The 16374-nt window shown below is 46.4% G+C and carries 20 protein-coding genes; 12 read left to right on the top strand and 8 right to left on the bottom strand.

Annotation, left to right across the window (positions count from 1 at the left end; genetic code table 11):
* The first annotated feature begins 283 nt into the window (after positions 1 to 283).
* Genes AC622_RS00320 through AC622_RS00330 form a run of 3 tightly spaced genes read left to right on the top strand, consistent with a single transcriptional unit; the run spans position 284 to position 3945 of the window.
* Positions 284 to 1003 carry an ABC transporter ATP-binding protein gene (locus AC622_RS00320; RefSeq protein ID WP_049669252.1) on the top strand — a complete coding sequence of 240 codons (720 nt, stop codon included), beginning with the start codon at positions 284 to 286 and terminating at the stop codon, positions 1001 to 1003.
* Positions 972 to 3434, top strand: coding sequence for an FtsX-like permease family protein (locus AC622_RS00325; protein WP_049669253.1), 2463 nt, complete (start codon positions 972 to 974; stop codon positions 3432 to 3434). The genes AC622_RS00320 and AC622_RS00325 overlap by 32 nt, the downstream gene beginning before the upstream one ends.
* Positions 3435 to 3441: 7 nt before the next feature.
* The gene (locus tag AC622_RS00330; RefSeq protein WP_049669254.1) at positions 3442 to 3945 is read left to right on the top strand and encodes a PadR family transcriptional regulator; all 504 of its coding nucleotides are present in this window, start codon (positions 3442 to 3444) and stop codon (positions 3943 to 3945) included.
* A 75-nt stretch (positions 3946 to 4020) separates the two neighbouring features.
* On the opposite strand, the gene bshB2 is transcribed toward AC622_RS00330, so the two are convergent.
* From bshB2 to pdxK, 3 genes are all read right to left on the bottom strand, one after another.
* Positions 4021 to 4701 carry a bacillithiol biosynthesis deacetylase BshB2 gene (gene bshB2, locus AC622_RS00335; RefSeq protein WP_049669255.1) on the bottom strand — a complete coding sequence of 227 codons (681 nt, stop codon included), beginning with the start codon at positions 4699 to 4701 and terminating at the stop codon, positions 4021 to 4023.
* Between the two features lie 13 nt (positions 4702 to 4714).
* Positions 4715 to 5065 carry a YojF family protein gene (locus tag AC622_RS00340; RefSeq protein WP_049669256.1) on the bottom strand — a complete coding sequence of 117 codons (351 nt, stop codon included), beginning with the start codon at positions 5063 to 5065 and terminating at the stop codon, positions 4715 to 4717.
* 144 nt (positions 5066 to 5209) lie between these two features.
* Complete coding sequence (gene pdxK, locus AC622_RS00345) at positions 5210 to 6019, bottom strand: pyridoxine/pyridoxal/pyridoxamine kinase (protein ID WP_049669257.1); 810 nt, start codon at positions 6017 to 6019, stop codon at positions 5210 to 5212.
* 258 nt (positions 6020 to 6277) lie between these two features.
* Here pdxK and mobA point away from each other — a divergent pair, with 258 nt between their 5' ends.
* The 4 genes from mobA to AC622_RS00365 are packed head-to-tail and all read left to right on the top strand — an operon-like array spanning position 6278 to position 8559.
* Positions 6278 to 6868 carry a molybdenum cofactor guanylyltransferase gene (gene mobA, locus AC622_RS00350; RefSeq protein WP_053103692.1) on the top strand — a complete coding sequence of 197 codons (591 nt, stop codon included), beginning with the start codon at positions 6278 to 6280 and terminating at the stop codon, positions 6866 to 6868.
* The gene (locus AC622_RS00355; RefSeq protein ID WP_049669258.1) at positions 6849 to 7310 is read left to right on the top strand and encodes a molybdenum cofactor biosynthesis protein MoaE; all 462 of its coding nucleotides are present in this window, start codon (positions 6849 to 6851) and stop codon (positions 7308 to 7310) included. The genes mobA and AC622_RS00355 overlap by 20 nt, the downstream gene beginning before the upstream one ends.
* Positions 7307 to 7537, top strand: a complete 231-nt coding sequence (gene moaD, locus AC622_RS00360) for a molybdopterin converting factor subunit 1 (RefSeq protein WP_049669259.1) — start codon at positions 7307 to 7309, stop codon at positions 7535 to 7537. The genes AC622_RS00355 and moaD overlap by 4 nt, the downstream gene beginning before the upstream one ends.
* A 5-nt stretch (positions 7538 to 7542) precedes the next feature.
* Positions 7543 to 8559, top strand: coding sequence for a MoeB/ThiF family adenylyltransferase (locus AC622_RS00365; RefSeq protein WP_049669260.1), 1017 nt, complete (start codon positions 7543 to 7545; stop codon positions 8557 to 8559).
* A gap of 68 nt (positions 8560 to 8627) precedes the next feature.
* On the opposite strand, the gene AC622_RS00370 is transcribed toward AC622_RS00365, so the two are convergent.
* Positions 8628 to 8981 (bottom strand): general stress protein, encoded by a 354-nt coding sequence (locus AC622_RS00370; protein ID WP_049669261.1) that lies wholly within the window; start codon positions 8979 to 8981, stop codon positions 8628 to 8630.
* Positions 8982 to 9119: 138 nt separating this feature from the next.
* Here AC622_RS00370 and AC622_RS00375 point away from each other — a divergent pair, with 138 nt between their 5' ends.
* Genes AC622_RS00375 through AC622_RS00385 form a run of 3 tightly spaced genes read left to right on the top strand, consistent with a single transcriptional unit; the run spans position 9120 to position 10519 of the window.
* Positions 9120 to 9821: a uracil-DNA glycosylase gene (locus tag AC622_RS00375; protein WP_049669262.1), complete on the top strand. Its 702-nt coding sequence runs from the start codon at positions 9120 to 9122 to the stop codon at positions 9819 to 9821.
* A gap of 24 nt (positions 9822 to 9845) precedes the next feature.
* Positions 9846 to 10121 carry a DUF5327 family protein gene (locus AC622_RS00380; protein ID WP_049669263.1) on the top strand — a complete coding sequence of 92 codons (276 nt, stop codon included), beginning with the start codon at positions 9846 to 9848 and terminating at the stop codon, positions 10119 to 10121.
* 26 nt (positions 10122 to 10147) lie between these two features.
* A complete protein-coding gene (locus tag AC622_RS00385) occupies positions 10148 to 10519 on the top strand; it encodes a DUF423 domain-containing protein (protein ID WP_049669264.1) in 372 nt (123 codons plus the stop codon).
* A 66-nt stretch (positions 10520 to 10585) separates the two neighbouring features.
* Here the strand turns inward: AC622_RS00385 and gerQ are convergent, their stop codons facing one another.
* The 3 genes from gerQ to hemQ form a co-directional block, all read right to left on the bottom strand.
* Entirely contained in the window at positions 10586 to 11080 is a 495-nt protein-coding gene (gene gerQ, locus AC622_RS00390) for a spore coat protein GerQ (RefSeq protein WP_053103693.1), read from the bottom strand.
* Between the two features lie 27 nt (positions 11081 to 11107).
* Entirely contained in the window at positions 11108 to 11533 is a 426-nt protein-coding gene (locus tag AC622_RS00395) for a cell wall hydrolase (RefSeq protein ID WP_049669265.1), read from the bottom strand.
* A gap of 1068 nt (positions 11534 to 12601) precedes the next feature.
* A complete protein-coding gene (hemQ, locus tag AC622_RS00415) occupies positions 12602 to 13351 on the bottom strand; it encodes a hydrogen peroxide-dependent heme synthase (protein ID WP_049669269.1) in 750 nt (249 codons plus the stop codon).
* Between the two features lie 210 nt (positions 13352 to 13561).
* Between hemQ and pta the strand changes: the two genes are divergently transcribed.
* A complete protein-coding gene (gene pta, locus AC622_RS00420; protein ID WP_049669270.1) occupies positions 13562 to 14539 on the top strand; it encodes a phosphate acetyltransferase in 978 nt (325 codons plus the stop codon).
* Positions 14540 to 14618: 79 nt separating this feature from the next.
* Entirely contained in the window at positions 14619 to 15443 is an 825-nt protein-coding gene (locus tag AC622_RS00425; protein WP_049669271.1) for a lipoate--protein ligase family protein, read from the top strand.
* Positions 15444 to 15527: 84 nt separating this feature from the next.
* Here the strand turns inward: AC622_RS00425 and AC622_RS00430 are convergent, their stop codons facing one another.
* Positions 15528 to 16271 carry an RsfA family transcriptional regulator gene (locus tag AC622_RS00430; RefSeq protein WP_049669272.1) on the bottom strand — a complete coding sequence of 248 codons (744 nt, stop codon included), beginning with the start codon at positions 16269 to 16271 and terminating at the stop codon, positions 15528 to 15530.
* Between the last annotated feature and the right edge of the window lie 103 nt (positions 16272 to 16374).

A 16374-nucleotide genomic window follows, 5' to 3' on the forward strand; every position in this document is an offset into this window, starting at 1 on the left:
AAGGCAATGAAGTTTTCCAAAGTATCCCCCCCTTTTTGGACCGCTAGGCTCATCTAAGCCTGGCGGATTTTTTTGTTTTAAGAGAGCGATATGAGTTGAAAGGACAGAAGTTTGGATTAACACTCTTTTATATATACAAAGTATGTATATATTAAGGGTGTTATTTTATTTTCATTTGAGTAAAACCTTAATATATCTGTAATTGATTAAATAGTCCTCTACAAATAACTATATACTAAGTATATAATGGTAAAAATAAACAAAACAATGAGGGGATGATAGAATGATTCGGGTGCAGCAAGTAACAAAGGAGTTTTTGCAGGGACAAGAGAGCACACGCGTACTAAGAGGGGTTGATTTACATATAGAAGAAGGGGAATTTGTTGCCATTATGGGGCCAAGCGGTTCTGGGAAAAGTACCTTGCTTCAATTGTTGGGGGGGCTTGATGTGCCAACAAGCGGGGATATAGAGATTAAACAGAACCCCTTAAATAAGATGAATGAAAAGGAAAGGACAATCTTTCGCCGCAAATATGTAGGATTTGTTTTTCAAAATTATCAATTGCTGCCGACACTGACGGTGGAAGAAAATATTGCTTTCCCTCTTCATGCTGACGGGAAATTAACGAAGGATAAGATGGGAATGATTCAGGATTTGATTCAATCTGTAGGTTTGACAGGGCTGAATCGTAAACAGGCCAATCTCCTTAGCGGGGGGCAGCAACAGCGAGTAGCCATAGCTAGAGCACTTGTTAATAATCCGGCCGTGTTATTAGCTGATGAACCGACTGGGAACTTAGACAGAGGAAGGGCAGAGGACATATTGCGGTTATTATCCACTTTTCACCGCGAAAAAAAGCAGACCATTATGATGGTTACCCATGATCTTTTCGCAGCAGGCTTTGCCGATCGAATCATCCTTTTCAGAGATGGGGCGGTAGATCAGGTCATTTCTAGAAAGGATGATGACTATGCTAAGTATTTGGCAAATTTCATGGCGTAATAGTACACAAAACAAAAAACGGTTTTTTCTTACTTTGCTGGCGATTATTCTAGGAACCTCTTTTGTCACCTCTATGTTAATAGCGGATAAAACAACAAATGATGTGTTCGATTATTATGAGCAGATGTATGTGGCCAATGCGGATTATTGGATTTTAAGTGACGAGCATACCTACTCAGAAAAGCTGGTTTCGTCCATTCAGGATCATCCCTCTGTTAAAGATGTATTACTCGCGCTTGATAAGCAAGCTTTCTTTGAACTGGATGATGATCATTCCTTGAATGAACGGTCTGTCCGTATTACAGGTGTGAGCGACCAGAACAGTTCATTGCTGGAGCTGCCGGTCATTGAAGGAAGCCTGGATAATGAAGGGGTTATCTTGCCTGCTCCTGTTGCTGAACTATTGGGGAAGGGGGTAGGTGATACGGTTCGTTTTGCTGATATGGGTGAAGCGAAGGTATCGGCAATCGTTGAATACACACAGCTGCTTGCAAGTCCTAGCGATTGGGAAGGTGCTGAATCAACTAGTTTTCGGGTAATGGCACCGCTGGAACAATTAAGAGAGTGGACAGGAATGGATGATGCCGTTTCATATGTACGCTATCAAACGAATGGCGATGGAGACATCCTTTTTCAATCTCTTCAGGAGGAATTCCGTGACAATTACGCATATGTGCAGCCAGTCGTTGCGGATACGCTCCAAAGCAACAATATAGAAGGACTTTACACATTCTTTTATTTGATTGGTGTTCTAGCCATGTTTATTAGCGGCTTTATCGTATTTAATATGATTTATACAAGTGTGATGGAAAGGAAGAAGGAATTTGCCATCATGAAAAGCCTGGGATATGTCCAGAGTACGGTGTCTAAGCTCATTCTAATGGAAATTTCCCTTCTGGCATTGATTGGAACAGCCATTGGTGTCCCGCTTGGCATATGGCTCGGAGATTTATTCATGCAAGCCCTTCTGAGTGTATTTAAGTTTGATATGGTTTACAGCTTAAATTGGATAGGACCAGCCATCACAGCTGCCATTATTGGATGCTTGTTTCCGATTGTTTTTTCCCTTTTTCCTATTTATTACGCAGGGAAGACTTCCATTCTACTGACATTAAAAACAGCGAACCAACCCCAACCATCATCAAGACAGTCCATTATCAGGGCGATTATTGGTCTTAGTCTTCTAGGCTTTGTATTTGTGGACCATCCGATTTCCTATCTGGCGATTACAGCGAGCATCATTATGTTATTTCCTTTTCTACTAATCGCTGTCACGTACGTATTGAGGCCGATTTTACAGCTTCTCTTTCAGTATGCTGGATTAATGGCCGTTAAGAACCTGCTGGGCCAGCTCAATCGAAATGCTAATACGGCTGCTATTCTTGCTGTGGGCATTTCCGTCATGTTATTGCTCGGTGCAGCTGTGGAGTCAGCACCTGAAGCATTAGGGAAAGAGATCAGAAACACATATGGAGGAGATGTAAAAGTAACATCTGAAGCACCATGGTCTGCTGAAGATCAAGCAAAGCTTGCTGCCTATGAATCTGTCACAGCTGTTGAACCGTTAATGGAAGCTACTCCAATTACATGGGAAACCATAAATGGAGGGAGCAGGCAATTCTCTGTTTTTGCTGTAAGCGAAGATGGCCCATCCTTATTTGAACATCCGGAGGAGAAGGATTTATATAAGGAACTGGGGCAGAAACGAGCTGTCCTGCTCGGAAATCGTGCTTTCGATGAGTGGGGCGGCCGTATAGGGCAAAGGATACAGATGAATACGCCCTCTGGTGAACAAGAGTTTGAGGTAATTGGTGCTGTCAAAACAGCTCATTATACAGGGTATGCTGCCTTTATGGATGAGAAATTCCTTCGTAATGAATTTGGGTGGACCCATCCCTTTGATCTGCTGCTTTCCGTAAACAATGCAGCGAATGATTCATTAAGAGACCAGCTGTGGAATGATTTTGGTGCCCATCTTGGCAAAGTACAAACGGTAGATGAGGAAATTGAATCGACTGTGTCAGCTGTTGCAGGTATGAATGAACTGTTATTAGTGATGCTGGTTTTCGTGATTGGGTTAGCGAGTATTGGGACAGCGAATACGCTTTTGATGAATACATTAGAACGAATCTACGAGATTGGAACGATGAGGGCGCTTGGCTTTACGAAGCCGCAGGTCATAAAGATGATCGTAGCTGAAGGCATGCTTATTGGGTTATCTGGTGTGATTGGCGGAATTGCCGCAGGGACGATTCTGATTTATGTAACGAGTAAATCTGAATTTATGGAGGGCTTTTTAACTTTCCAATTACCCGTAAGTAACGTTATACTAGCAATGATTTCAGGAGTATTGCTAAGCCTTTGTGCGGCATGGACTTCTAGCAGAAGTGCAAGTAATATGGATATCCCATCATCACTCAAAGAAGGTTGATAAAAAAATGTCGGTGAAATACGGAATTTTGACATTGTTATTTCAGGAAAAACATCATGGCTACGAATTGAAGATTGAATTGGATACCCTTCTTGGGATTAAAGGGAAAATAAACCCGGGCCAAATTTATACGACGCTTGACCGTCTCATCCGTGATGAGCTTGTCACATCACCAGGAATGGATAATCAAGAAAGAAAAATGTTCGAGTTAACGTCAAAGGGCAAAGTCGAGTTAGAAAAATGGCTGCTAGAACCTGTTCCTTATCATACGACGAAAGAGGATTTCTTCTTTAAATGGAGCTGCGCTCGAAGAATTCACTTTGAGCAGGAGAAGAAAATGATTGAACAGCAAAAGGCGATGATTATCAAGGAAGTAATGGAATTAACCAAATTAAAAACGGAATGGCTTATCCAAGGGGATGAAAATAGATATTTATTGATCACGGGTACATTATTGCATTTAGAGGCAGATTTGAATTGGATGAACCTGGTGGAAAATCGAATGCAATGAAGGAGAGGATAGATAGAGCCAATTTTTTTTGATTGGGCTCATCTATCCTCTTTTAATGAAATGACTAAGGATATACTAGCGTATGTCCTCAGCCCACTTATATTCGTAAAATCGCTCATAGAATAAGCGGCTTTCAAGCTCCTCATTCTTCTGCTCCAGTAGGGCAGGCCATGAGGCCATCATTGCTTCCGTTTGAGAGCGGTGTGCCGCAATGGCCGCAAGCTTTGTTTCAATGACATCCTGGATAAAGTGAACAACATCAGGCTTGCCGAGCAACTCTTGATGATTATTGGAGAACGCCACACAATAAAGCTTCGGACGGTTGGCTTTATCCATTGAGCCGACTGCACGGACGACAGCCCGGCCTGTTGCCTCATGGTCCGGATGAACGCTGAATCCTGGATAGAACGTAATGATCAAGGATGGGTTCACTTCCTCAATGGCTGCACGAATGCGGTTAGCCAGCGCTTCTTCATTCTCGAACTCGACCGTTTTGTCACGGAGCCCCCACATGCGCAGGTCCTGAATGCCCATCACATTAGCAGCATCCATCAATTCCTGTCTCCGAATATTCGGGAGTGATTCCCTTGTGGCAAATGGAGGGTTTCCTAGATTACGTCCCATTTCACCGAGTGTCAGGCAAATATAGGTGACAGGTGTGTTATTTTTTGTATAGGAGGCAATGGTCCCAGACACTCCAAAGGCTTCATCATCTGGATGAGGGAAGATTACCAGTACATGTCTCTCAGTTTCCATTATTCACAACTCCTTACTTGTCAAATGGGGTATTGCTCAGTTCAAAGGCAACGGCTAAACGCCCTTGATGATCAAGGCCTGCCATGAGCAAGCGGCCGAACTCATCGATTTCATAATGGGTGATGCCCTCAGCATAAACCCAGCCGTTTTCCATCCGCAGTCCTGCGCGGTACGGGCCGTCGCCGATAATTTTTCCTTCCTCAAACGTGATGGCGACATTGCGGATGAAAGCGCCCGCTGAGAAAAAGGATTCGTCATTATGGGATGCATAGGCCCCGTTCGTTGTTTCTAAATGCAGGTATATAGGATGACCGGCAAATGTTTGCAGGGATGCTTGAGCATCGAGAAGATCTATTGGCTTCATGATACTACCTCCTGGTTTATATCTAAAGTAATCCTAGTGTTTTACTCCATCATACTAAATAGCGTATTAAATTGCGAAAGAAGAACCGAAGGAATAAAGAAGCTGCCGGAGACAATCGCGCCGGCAGCTTTTCAAGTCAGGCCATTATTTAAATGTCCGATAGGCCCCATGCATAACAGGTCCAACAAATTCATTCAGCTTCCAGCCGTGCTCTATCGCGGCGGAGATGAAGTTCTTCGCAGTTTCAAGCGCCTCTTCAACGGATTTGCCTTTTGCTAATTCAGCTGTAATGGCTGCTGCTGTTGTGCAGCCTGCTCCGTGTGTATAAGTTGTTTGGATCTTCTCAGATTCTAGGATGGTGAAGTTTTGGCCATCGTAGACTAAGTCAATGGCTTTATCCTGACCCTCAAGTTTTGTGCCGCCTTTGATCAAGACGTATTTCGCTCCTTGGTCATGGATGATTTCAGCTGCACGCTGCATTTCTTCAACAGTCGTGATCGGTCCGAGGCCGGATAGCTGCCAAGCCTCAAATAAGTTCGGTGTCACCACAGTTGCCAGCGGAAGAAGCAATTCACGCATCGCAACCGTGTTTTCCGGCATCAAGACCTCATCCGTTCCTTTGCAGACCATAACAGGGTCGATAACGACTTTATCAAGGCCGTATTCCTTGATTTTTTTAGCTGCGAGCTCAATGATCTCCACAGAGCCGAGCATGCCTGTTTTCATGGCATCGATGCCAGTCGAAAGAATCGTATCAAGCTGTGCTTCAACAACGGATGTTTCTATTGGAAATACATTATGGGACCAGTTGTTTTTCGGATCCATGGCAACGATGGAAGTGACAGCGGTCATCCCATATACGCCTAATTCCTGAAATGTTTTCAAGTCAGCCTGAAGCCCAGCACCGCCGCTGCTATCAGACCCGGCAATCGTTAACGCCTTTTTTAAACTCATGAGTTTTCTTTCCTCCCTCAAGTACATCAAGCTTTTACGTATACATTTAAATATATATCAAAATAAAAGGCGATGCACCTCAATCTTGTCTAATATTATATACCTTCCATTCAATGGAAACGAATTGTCTGCTTGCATGATTATATTTCCGCGGGAGCGGGGATGAGAATGATATAATTTGTCAATAAGAGCCACTCATGTCAGATTTAAGGAAGAGGAGATGGGGTAAATAACAGGTGGTAAAAGGGGGAGTGGCAAATGAACCGAACAATCATCCTTTTGGCTGGGGGCCAATCAAGTCGGATGGGAACGAATAAGGCGCTTCTTCCAATAGAAGGGGAGACCGTTATTTCACGCATCGCGAAGGAGGCAGGCCGGATAGGCGGCGAGCTGCTGCTTGTCACAAATGAGCCTGAAGTGTATGAATTCCTCCATCTGCCACATGTCAGAGACTTGCGTGCGGGAATGGGACCCCTTGCTGGACTGGAGGCCGGATTGACCGCTTCAGCTACAGAGCATAATCTTCTGATTGCCTGTGACTTGCCCTTTTTCAAGGCTGGGACAGGGGAACGGCTGCTGCGCTATCTAGATCAATATGAGCTAGCTGTTCCGCGGACGAAAGGTCGGCTTCATCCTTTATGCGCAGCCTATCATAAATCCCTCCTTCCTCATGTGCAGTATGCACTCGATGCCGGGCAAAGGCGCATGGATTCCCTGCTTGATGCAGCAAGGGCAAAAATCGTAGAAGAAGAGAATCCACGCTGTTTCTTCAATATGAATACGATGCAGGACTATGAATGGATGAAAAGGATACATAAGGGGGAAGGTCATGAAATTTCAGCTGACTGATGAACCAATTAATGTGAATGAGGTCATGAATAAGGTCATTAAGCGGGAAGCCGGGGCTGTCACTCTTTTCGTCGGGACGGTCAGGGAGCTGACGAACGGAAAGAAGACCCTATACTTAATCTATGAAGCTTATGAAGCAATGGCAGTCAAGAAGCTTGCCCAGATTGGACACGAGATTCAACAAAAATGGATGGGAGCAGATGTCGCAATCACACACCGGACCGGCAAACTGGACATTAGTGATATTGCTGTCGTTATTGCTGTCTCTACACCTCACCGCCATGATGCCTATGAGGCGAATCGTTATGCCATTGAACGAATTAAGGAAATTGTGCCAATCTGGAAAAAAGAGCATTGGGAAAACGGCGAGGAATGGGTAGGCAATCAGCTTGAGACGGTGAGTTACCCAGCCGGAAGGCCGGAGGAGGGGGAGAGTAAATGATTAAAATCTTATACTTTGCCAGTTTAAAAGAAGCCGCAAAGCGTGAATCAGAACAGGTCGATGCAGCCGGCAAGACCATCGCTGAATTGAAGGCCTTGCTCATGGAGCGTCATTCCATAACGCTCGATGGGGCGATGACCGCTGTGAATGAGGAATTTACAGAGGATGAAACCATCCTGCATGACTTGGATACAGTCGCCTTCATCCCGCCGGTAAGCGGAGGATGAGCAGGATGGAACGCTATTCAAGGCAGCTGCTGTTCCCGCAAGTCGGGCAGACAGGCCAAGAGAAGCTTGGCAAGAAGCATGTGCTCATCATTGGGGCTGGGGCGCTTGGTTCAGCCCTCTCGGAAATGCTGGTCCGTGCAGGTATTCAGTCGCTGACCATTGTAGACCGAGATTATGTAGAGTACAGCAATCTGCAGCGTCAGCAGCTTTATACAGAACAGGATGCCGAGGAGAGCCTGCCTAAGGCAGAGGCGGCAAGGAGGCGCTTGGAAAGGGTGAACCAATCTGTCAGGATTGAGTCGATCGTAACGGATGCCACACCTGAAGTGATGGAACCATTGGTTAAGGAGGCAGACTTAATTCTCGATGCGACGGATAATTTTGAGACTAGAATGATCATCAACGATCTGTCTCAAAAGCATCACACCCCTTGGGTATACGGAGCATGTGTCGGCAGTACAGGAATGTGTCTCGCCATTCTTCCAGGGAAGACCCCTTGCCTCAATTGCCTCCTCAAAGCCGTGCCCGTACAAGGGCTGACCTGTGACACGGGCGGCATCATCAGCCCGGCTGTCCAAATGGCAGCTGCCCATCAAATGGCGGAGGCACTGAAGATTCTTGTAGAGGATTATGGGGCGGTTCGCGAAGGCCTCGTCTTTTTTGACCTATGGAAGAATGATTACCAGCAATTTAAGACGAGGAAAATGAAGAAGGATAGCTGTCTATCTTGTGGGAGCAATCCCGAATATCCTTTCCTTAAGCGGGATAATGTGACCAAGACAGCCGTTTTATGTGGGCGGGATACCGTCCAAGTCCGTCCGCCGCAAAGGATGAAGCTGAACTTTTCCATCCTTGCCCGCCAGCTGATCCAAGGCGGCTATCAGGTTGATGGAAATGCCTTTTTGCTCAACATTCAAGGGGAGGGAAAGAGGATGGTCCTCTTTGAAGATGGCCGGGCCCTTATCCATGAGACAAAGGATATTCAGGAGGCGAAATCGCTTTATCAGCGTATTCTCGGCTGACATAGAAAGAGCTCCAGACCAATAGCCTGGAGCTCTTTTATATAGAAAATGTTCATCCTCTGCGCACATTACATAACTTTTGTGTTGTTCGTGTCATCGGTTTGGTTGGAGGCTACAACGACAACTTTATGGTTATCCAATTCTTCCTCGTATTGGCCTGCTTCCATTTCAGAAAGTCCGAGTGACATGAATTTGCTGCGCAACTCATCACCGCGGGATTTGAATAGGTTGCCGACTGTTTCGAAAAGGCCGGTTTCCTTCAACCCGACAGAGCCAGAATCAGTTGCATCTGTTAAGTCCTTCGAAAAATCTTTATCGTGCGCAAATACATAAACATGATCTTTAGAGTAGCCTTCTGCCACTAATTGCTCTATTTTAGCTTTTGCTTGTACCGAATTTTCTACAACATGTACGGAATACATCAAATCGTCCTCCTTGTGTTTTGGTATCTGTTAACATTGTTTCCACACTATGTATATATCCCGGAGAACATTGGGGTAAACATCAAGGGTAGAATCGGGCGTAACGTATTTAGTAAGATAGCAGGGGAGATGATGAAAATGAAAAAACCAATTTTCCAAAATGATTGGCAGAGTGTACTCGAGAAAGAATTTGAGAAGCCCTATTACCTTGAACTTCGCCAATTTCTAAAAGAAGAATATGAGAATAAGAGCATTTATCCAAAAAAAGAGGATATCTTCAATGCGCTACATTACACGAGTTATGAACAAGTGAAGGTCGTTCTGCTTGGACAGGACCCCTACCATGGGCCAAATCAAGCACATGGCCTAAGCTTCTCTGTCCAGCCGGGGGTCAAGGTGCCGCCGTCGCTGCGCAATATGTTCAAGGAGCTGCACAGTGACCTCGGACTGCCAATACCAGCTGATGGCTATTTGAAGAGTTGGGCCGATGAAGGCGTGCTTCTCTTGAACACCGTACTCACCGTTCGGAAGGGAGAAGCCAATTCCCACAAAGGCCGAGGCTGGGAAACCTTCACAGATACCGTCATACAGTCACTTAATGAAAAAGAGAAGCCCGTCGTATTCCTATTATGGGGAAAGCCTGCTCAATCCAAGTTAACGCTGATTGATACGAAGAAGCATCACGTCCTGACAGCTGCCCATCCTAGCCCGTTCTCCGCTCATCGCGGCTTCTTCGGAAGCAAGCCTTTCTCCAAAACCAATGAGCTCCTTAAAGCAGACGGCCGCGGCGAAATAGACTGGTCCCTTCCAAATGCGCCGCAGAACCCTCCTATGGTATGATGAAAACGAAGCGGGGGTGAGTGCATGGAAATTACAACAGAAGCCGTCCTTTCGAAAGCAGAAGAGCTCATTCGGAAGGCCAAACAAACAAGCGGAGAAGAGCAAAAGGGCTACATAATCGCGGCAAAAAGCCTCATGGAGCTCATGCTCGCACCAGAACAGCGTCGGTCAGCTCCTGTACAAGAGAGCTATCGTCCAATCGTCCAGCAGCCAATCACACAGCCAAAAACCATCTCACTTCCAAACGAACAGCCAGTTCGCATGGAAGACGCAAATGGTGATTCATTATTTGACTTCTAGACTATTGACAAAGGGGAGAAAAGCAGGTGAAGACATTCATCATCATCGCTGCAATCAACGCAGCATTGGCCGTGGCACTAGGAGCATTTGGCGCCCATGGCCTTGAGGGGAAAATAGCAGACAAATATCTAGAAACCTGGCAAACAGGTGTCCAGTATCAAATGTTTCATGCAGGAGGCCTGCTCGCCATCGGCCTACTATGGAATCATCTATCCTCACATCAATTACTAAGCTGGTCCGGATGGGTCATGCTCGCGGGTATCATTCTCTTCTCCGGAAGCCTATACATCCTAAGTGTGAGCGGTATCTCGAAGCTCGGAATGATCACGCCGCTCGGAGGCATCGCCTTCATCGCATCCTGGGTATTAATGATTGTCGCTGTTTACAAATACAGCTAAGAAGGAAAGGGCACCCTCCTCTGTGAGGAAGGTGCCCTTGTCTATATCTTCAGACCCCTCCGAATGCTACCTCGGAAGGCCTCCGAACTCTGGTGCATACTCAATCTCCTCATCAAAGGACACATAATCCAAGTAAATCAGCGGAAGCAAATAACGCATTCCCGTCTGCGGATCACTCAAAATCAAATGATCGCGGCCGGCTGCCTCAATAATCCCCTTAAACAGCTTCGTATTATTCTCCTTCGCACCCTCAAACGTCATAAACACCGAAGCCAATTTTCCCTTATTCAAGCGCAAAATATTCTCAATATATGACTGCTGCTCAGTAGGCGGGCTGGCAGACCCGCCGGCATTTGGCGCCGGCGATGTCTGGAACGGAGAACCAGACGGAGGCATCTGAGACATCTGCGGTATCTGCCCCTGCTGCGGATACCCGCTAGGAGGCTGCTGCTGTTGCCTCGGTGCCCCGTTCTGCTGGGCCATATAAGGATTGTAAGGAACTTGGTATCCTCCGTTAAAAGGACCGCCTCCCCCATAAGATGGTGAACCGGGTTGTTGCATAAATGAATCCTCCTTTTATCACAATTATTAATCAAAAACAGTCGGGCACTCGGACTCGACAGGAGCAAAAAAGCAATGGTTCTTATAACGACCAGAATTATACTGACCATACCACTGGGAAGGACAACTGCCCTCCGGCCTGAAAAACCAAAGCGAATACGTAGCCGGATGAAACCGCTCCCCATTAATCACCCTTCTCGCCAAACGAATATCACTCTCTCGGGCCCGTTGGTAAAAATAACCCTTCTGTGTCGCCTCAAACCCCCCAGGATTCTGAAAAACCATCTGCGGAATCGATCGGATATTCACAAAATCCAAGCATTCACCCCGGACCCTGTTCACTCCCACATTCCCCACCATCAGCATCCCAAGTTCACCCTCACCCTCTGCCTCAGCCCTCATCAACCGGGCGAGCAACTTAACATCTTCCTCAGTGTACTGGATAACAGCCAAGTCTCGAAGCACCTCTTTTCTGATGATCTAAGTATGATGAAGTCAATTTCTTAAAGAAAAAAAGGCATGCTCACTAATGAAAATTATGCAAGAGGAGACCGGCTTATGATAAAAAAGTGCGGAGGGGGGTGTATAGGCACTCTTTTCTGTGCTTCTTGCAAGAGGAGTGAAGGGTGGGGAAGAAATGGGAGAAGCGTGGCAATGCCCAGGGAATGTCCATCTTTTGCCCATGCAAGAGGTGTAAAGTGTGGTCAAAGGATGGGAAGAGCGTGGCAATGCCCAGGGGAAGCCCACTCTTTTCCCATACAAGAGGTGTAAAGTGTGGTCAAAGGATGGGAAGAGCGTGGCAATGCCCAGGGGAAGCCCACTCTTTTCCCATGCAAGAGGTGTAAAGTGTGGTCAAAGGATGGGAAGAGCGTGGCAATGCCCAGGGAATGTCCACCTTTTGCCCATGCAAAGGGTGTGAAGGATGGACAAAGGGTGGGTCAAAGGTGGCCATCGTCAAAGAAAGCCCACCCAATGCCCATGCAAAGGGTGTGAAGGATGGACAAAGGGTGGTCCAAAGGTGGCCATCGTCAAAGAAAGCCCACCCTATGCCCATGCAAGAGGTATAAAGGATGGACAAAGGGTGGGTCAAAGGTGGTCATCGTCAGAGAAGGTCCACCCAATGCCCATGCAAAGGGTATAAAGGGTGGACAAAGGGTGGGTCAAAGGTGGTCATCGTCAGAGAAGGTCCACCCTATGCCCATGCAAAGGGTATAAAGGGTGGACAAAGGGTGGGTCAAAGGTGACCATCGTCAGAGAAGATCCACCCAATGCCCATGCAAAGGGTATGAAGGATGGACAAAGGGTGGGTCAAAGGTGGCCATCGTCAGAGAAAGCCCACCCAATGCCCATGCAAAGGGTGTGAAGGGTGGACAAAGGGTGGTTCCAAAGGTGGCCATCGTCAGAGAAAGCCCACCCAATGCCCATGCAAGAGGTATGAAGGGTGTCCAAAACTTGCCCCTCCTTCTCCATCCCAACAAAAAAACACCCGCTCAAAAAGCGGGTGCCTCAAATTCATTCCTATCAAACATTCAAAAAGCTGCCGACTTTTTCTTCATCTAGCAGATTGCCGACAAAGAAGGAGCCGAATTCGCCGTAGCGGGCGCTGACTTCGTCGAAGCGCATTTCGTAGACGAGTTTTTTGAATTGGAGCACATCGTCTGCGAAGAGAGTTACGCCCCATTCGTAGTCATCGAAGCCGACGGAGCCGCTGATGATTTGTTTAACTTTGCCTGCATATTGGCGGCCAATCATGCCGTGGGAGTACATAAGCTTCCGGCGTTCTTCCATAGAGAGCATGTACCAGTTGTCGTTGCCTTGGCGGCGTTTGTCCATTGGGTAGAAGCAGATGTGCTTAGCTTTCGGCAAAATTGGGTATAGACGAGCACGGACATGTGGATTTTGGTAAGGGTCTTCGTCAGAGTCTTTCGCCATGTAGTTGCTTAGTTCCACAACGGATACGTATGAGTGTGCTGGAATTGTGAAGTCGGCGAGTTTGGTTTTGTTGAATTCTGTTTCGATTTCGTTCAGTTCTTCCATGGTTGGGCGCAAGAGCATCAACATGAAGTCGGCCTTTTGTCCGACGATTGTATAGAGAGCATGACTGCCTTGTTGGTCAGCTTGCGTTTTGTTCCATTTTTCGACAAGGTCGAGGAATTCTTTGACGGCGGCAGTACGCTCGTCGGCGGGTACCATTTTCCATGTTGCCCAGTCGATTGTGCGGAAGTCGTGCAGGCAGTACCAGCCGTCCAAAGTTTTTGCTGCTTCACTCATTGTTCAATCATCTCCTACTAGTATTTCGTTGATTTCTTTCCTTAATATATCATAATGATTCCAATATTTTCTCTTTTCGCGTTTGTGTCAAATTAGTGAAGAAAGGATTTGTATGCGTTTCCAGTAAAAAAGTAGAGAAACCTAAATGACAAATCAGGTACGATAGTAGTATCCTAAGTAGAGTTACATTTAGAGGAGGACATAAGGAAGATGAGTAATTTATTTACAACTTTACAAGAAAAGGTTTCCGGCCATAACTTGCGTATCGTATTCCCAGAAGGGTTGGACGAACGTATTTTAGAAGCAGCTGGCAGATTGGCTGCTGATAAGACAGTTGTGCCTGTTTTAATCGGGAATATTGAACAAATTACTGCAAAGGCTAGTGATATGGGGGTTTCTGTTGAGAACATGGAAATCTACGATCCGGCTAATTATATAATGATGGATGAATTGGTAGCGGCTTTTGTTGAGCGCCGTAAAGGGAAAGTGACAGAAGAGCAAGCGCGCCAAATTCTATTAGATGAGAACTACTTCGGTACAATGCTTGTGTACTTAAATAAAGCAGACGGTCTTGTCAGCGGTGCGGCCCACTCAACAGCTGATACGGTTCGTCCAGCGCTTCAAATCATCAAGACAAAACCAGGCGTGAAGAAAACTTCTGGTGTCTTCATCATGGTTAAGGGCGATGAGAAATATGTATTCGCGGATTGCGCAATCAATATTGCTCCTGACAGCCAAGACCTTGCGGAAATCGCTGTTGAGAGTGCGCGTACTGCACGCATGTTCGACCTTGACCCGCGTGTGGCTATGCTAAGCTTCTCTACAGTTGGTTCTGCTGTATCTGAAGAAACAACAAAAGTGGCAGATGCCGTGAAGCTTGTGAATGAAATGGATCCGCAAATGATCGTGGATGGAGAAATGCAATTTGATGCAGCGATCGTTCCATCTGTTGCGGCTGCGAAAGCACCTAACTCTCCATTACAAGGAACAGCGAATGTATTCGTATTCCCAAGTCTTGAAGCAGGTAACATCGGCTACAAGATTGCACAACGTTTAGGCGGATTCGAGGCGGTTGGTCCAATCCTTCAAGGGTTGAATGCACCGGTTAACGACCTTTCCCGCGGATGTAATGCAGAGGATGTCTACAATCTTGCGTTGATTACGGCTTCTCAAAGCTTGGCTCGATAAGATAATCTAGAATAGAAGAACGAACAAGAACGGCGTCTCAATTTCCAGCAGACGCCGTTTTTTTGAAGGGAAGAGAAGGATGAGCTTGTTAAGACAAGGTACATGGAGAATCATTGACCATAGCACATCAGGACTCTATGTGCGGGCGATTGATTCGTTCGCGACAGATGATACACTATGCGCAGCTGTAGGCGGCGGGCTGTCTCCGGCTGTGGCAAGAGCATGGGTTCATAAGAAAACAGTCGTCATGGGCATTCAGGATGGGCGGCTTCCGTATTTGCAAAAGGGGATTGATTATGTGCATAGTCAAGACTATGACTGCATAGTCCGCAACTCTGGCGGCCTTGCTGTCGTGCTTGATGAGGGGGTCCTTAACCTGACACTCGTTTTCCCGGAGGAGAATGGGAAGATTGGCATCAACAAAGGGTATGATGCGATGTGGGAGCTCATTTGCCACATGTTCCGTGATTTTGATCAAGAGATTGAGGCGGGTGAGATTGTCGGCTCGTATTGTCCGGGAAGCTATGATCTAAGCATTCATGGCAAGAAGTTCGCTGGCATTTCCCAGCGAAGAATCCGCGGGGGAGTTGCTGTGCAAATTTATTTGGATGTGTGCGGAAATGCGGCAGACCGTGCTGCACTCATTAAGGAATTTTATGCACGGGCGCGCGGAGGAGAGGAGACGAAATTTGTCTATCCAGAGGTTAATCCTGCTGTGATGGCCTCCCTTTCCGAGCTTTTGGAGGTCAATCTCACAGTAGAGGATGTAGTCGGACGCTTCCTCCAATCAATCAAGAGTTTCTCTGATGAACTTGTGAGCGGGGGATTAAGCGGGGAAGAACGTCCTGTTTATGAGTCGTATTTAGAGAGAATACAAGAGCGAAATGAGAAGCTTGGCATTTGAGGATAAGGGCAGTCACTGTCCTTATCTTTTTTTTGCCCCCAAAATAAAAACCAGTTCACAGAATCGGAACTGGTTTGAAGGGGTTTATTCGGCAATTTTCTCAAGATTTCCGTTGCGGTCCATCTTGAATTTCGTTGCTTGGCGCTCTTCTTCTTCAAGAAGGGCAAGCTTACGGGCACGATTCATGATGTTCATGAGTGTTTCATAGTCTTCCTGGATCGTATGTGTGTTCTCTTGTACATTATCAAGCTTATGCTGGAGCTCCCGGTTTCTCTCCTTTAAATCACGCATTTCAAGCTTTAAACGATCATTTTCAGATTGCAAGGCTTGAATTTTCAGGCTGTCTCCGTCGTATGTTTGCAGGAAGGAAATAACGTCTGCCATGGTGATCTCTTGCTGCTGATAGTCATTCACCATCGGGAAGAAGCTTGGCTGCTCAATGATTGGCTCTTGAGCTGTAATAGGTTCTTCATGGACCGTTGGTTCGACATCCATTAATTCATCTTCCATGGCTGTCGTGACCGTCTCGAAATCTCTTAGGGATGGCACAGGTGGTTGATAGAGAATTTTTTTCTTGCCGCCTTGGTCCTTTCCTAGCAGACGCTGGCGTTGTTTTCGCTGCTTGCGGGCCAATTGCAGGGCTTTCTCGTAATTATGGCGAACTACCGCGTTCCAGCGGAATCCGCAGGCTGCTGCCGTCCGGTTCAGCTTGTCGCCGACCTCATCAAATGCATTTAATTGCGTGCTGCCTTCCCGGACATGCCTTAATACGGTCTCAGCCAGCAGCAAGTCGTTTTCTTCTGTCCACGCATCTTGTCTAACTTTCATGTCTACAACTCCCTTATAAAAAATAAATTTGCAAATTATGGTTCTAGCATGGGCATATAAGAGAGTTTTTATACAGGTTACTAGATTTTTTCGTTGCCTTATA

Source organism: Bacillus sp. FJAT-27916 (assembly GCF_001183965.1).
Classification (GTDB): domain Bacteria; phylum Bacillota; class Bacilli; order Bacillales; family Pradoshiaceae; genus Pradoshia.

Excerpts from the sequence above, each read along its gene's own strand:
- AC622_RS00320 (WP_049669252.1), top strand. The coding sequence starts at position 284 with ATGATTCGGGTGCAGCAAGTAACAAAGGAGTTTTTGCAGGGACAAGAG.
- AC622_RS00325 (WP_049669253.1), top strand. The coding sequence starts at position 972 with ATGCTAAGTATTTGGCAAATTTCATGGCGTAATAGTACACAAAACAAA.
- AC622_RS00330 (WP_049669254.1), top strand. The coding sequence starts at position 3,442 with ATGTCGGTGAAATACGGAATTTTGACATTGTTATTTCAGGAAAAACAT.
- bshB2 (WP_049669255.1), bottom strand. The coding sequence starts at position 4,701 with ATGGAAACTGAGAGACATGTACTGGTAATCTTCCCTCATCCAGATGAT.
- AC622_RS00340 (WP_049669256.1), bottom strand. The coding sequence starts at position 5,065 with ATGAAGCCAATAGATCTTCTCGATGCTCAAGCATCCCTGCAAACATTT.
- pdxK (WP_049669257.1), bottom strand. The coding sequence starts at position 6,019 with ATGAGTTTAAAAAAGGCGTTAACGATTGCCGGGTCTGATAGCAGCGGC.
- mobA (WP_053103692.1), top strand. The coding sequence starts at position 6,278 with ATGAACCGAACAATCATCCTTTTGGCTGGGGGCCAATCAAGTCGGATG.
- AC622_RS00355 (WP_049669258.1), top strand. The coding sequence starts at position 6,849 with ATGAAATTTCAGCTGACTGATGAACCAATTAATGTGAATGAGGTCATG.
- moaD (WP_049669259.1), top strand. The coding sequence starts at position 7,307 with ATGATTAAAATCTTATACTTTGCCAGTTTAAAAGAAGCCGCAAAGCGT.
- AC622_RS00365 (WP_049669260.1), top strand. The coding sequence starts at position 7,543 with ATGGAACGCTATTCAAGGCAGCTGCTGTTCCCGCAAGTCGGGCAGACA.
- AC622_RS00370 (WP_049669261.1), bottom strand. The coding sequence starts at position 8,981 with ATGTATTCCGTACATGTTGTAGAAAATTCGGTACAAGCAAAAGCTAAA.
- AC622_RS00375 (WP_049669262.1), top strand. The coding sequence starts at position 9,120 with ATGAAAAAACCAATTTTCCAAAATGATTGGCAGAGTGTACTCGAGAAA.
- AC622_RS00380 (WP_049669263.1), top strand. The coding sequence starts at position 9,846 with ATGGAAATTACAACAGAAGCCGTCCTTTCGAAAGCAGAAGAGCTCATT.
- gerQ (WP_053103693.1), bottom strand. The coding sequence starts at position 11,080 with ATGCAACAACCCGGTTCACCATCTTATGGGGGAGGCGGTCCTTTTAAC.
- hemQ (WP_049669269.1), bottom strand. The coding sequence starts at position 13,351 with ATGAGTGAAGCAGCAAAAACTTTGGACGGCTGGTACTGCCTGCACGAC.
- pta (WP_049669270.1), top strand. The coding sequence starts at position 13,562 with ATGAGTAATTTATTTACAACTTTACAAGAAAAGGTTTCCGGCCATAAC.
- AC622_RS00425 (WP_049669271.1), top strand. The coding sequence starts at position 14,619 with ATGAGCTTGTTAAGACAAGGTACATGGAGAATCATTGACCATAGCACA.
- AC622_RS00430 (WP_049669272.1), bottom strand. The coding sequence starts at position 16,271 with ATGAAAGTTAGACAAGATGCGTGGACAGAAGAAAACGACTTGCTGCTG.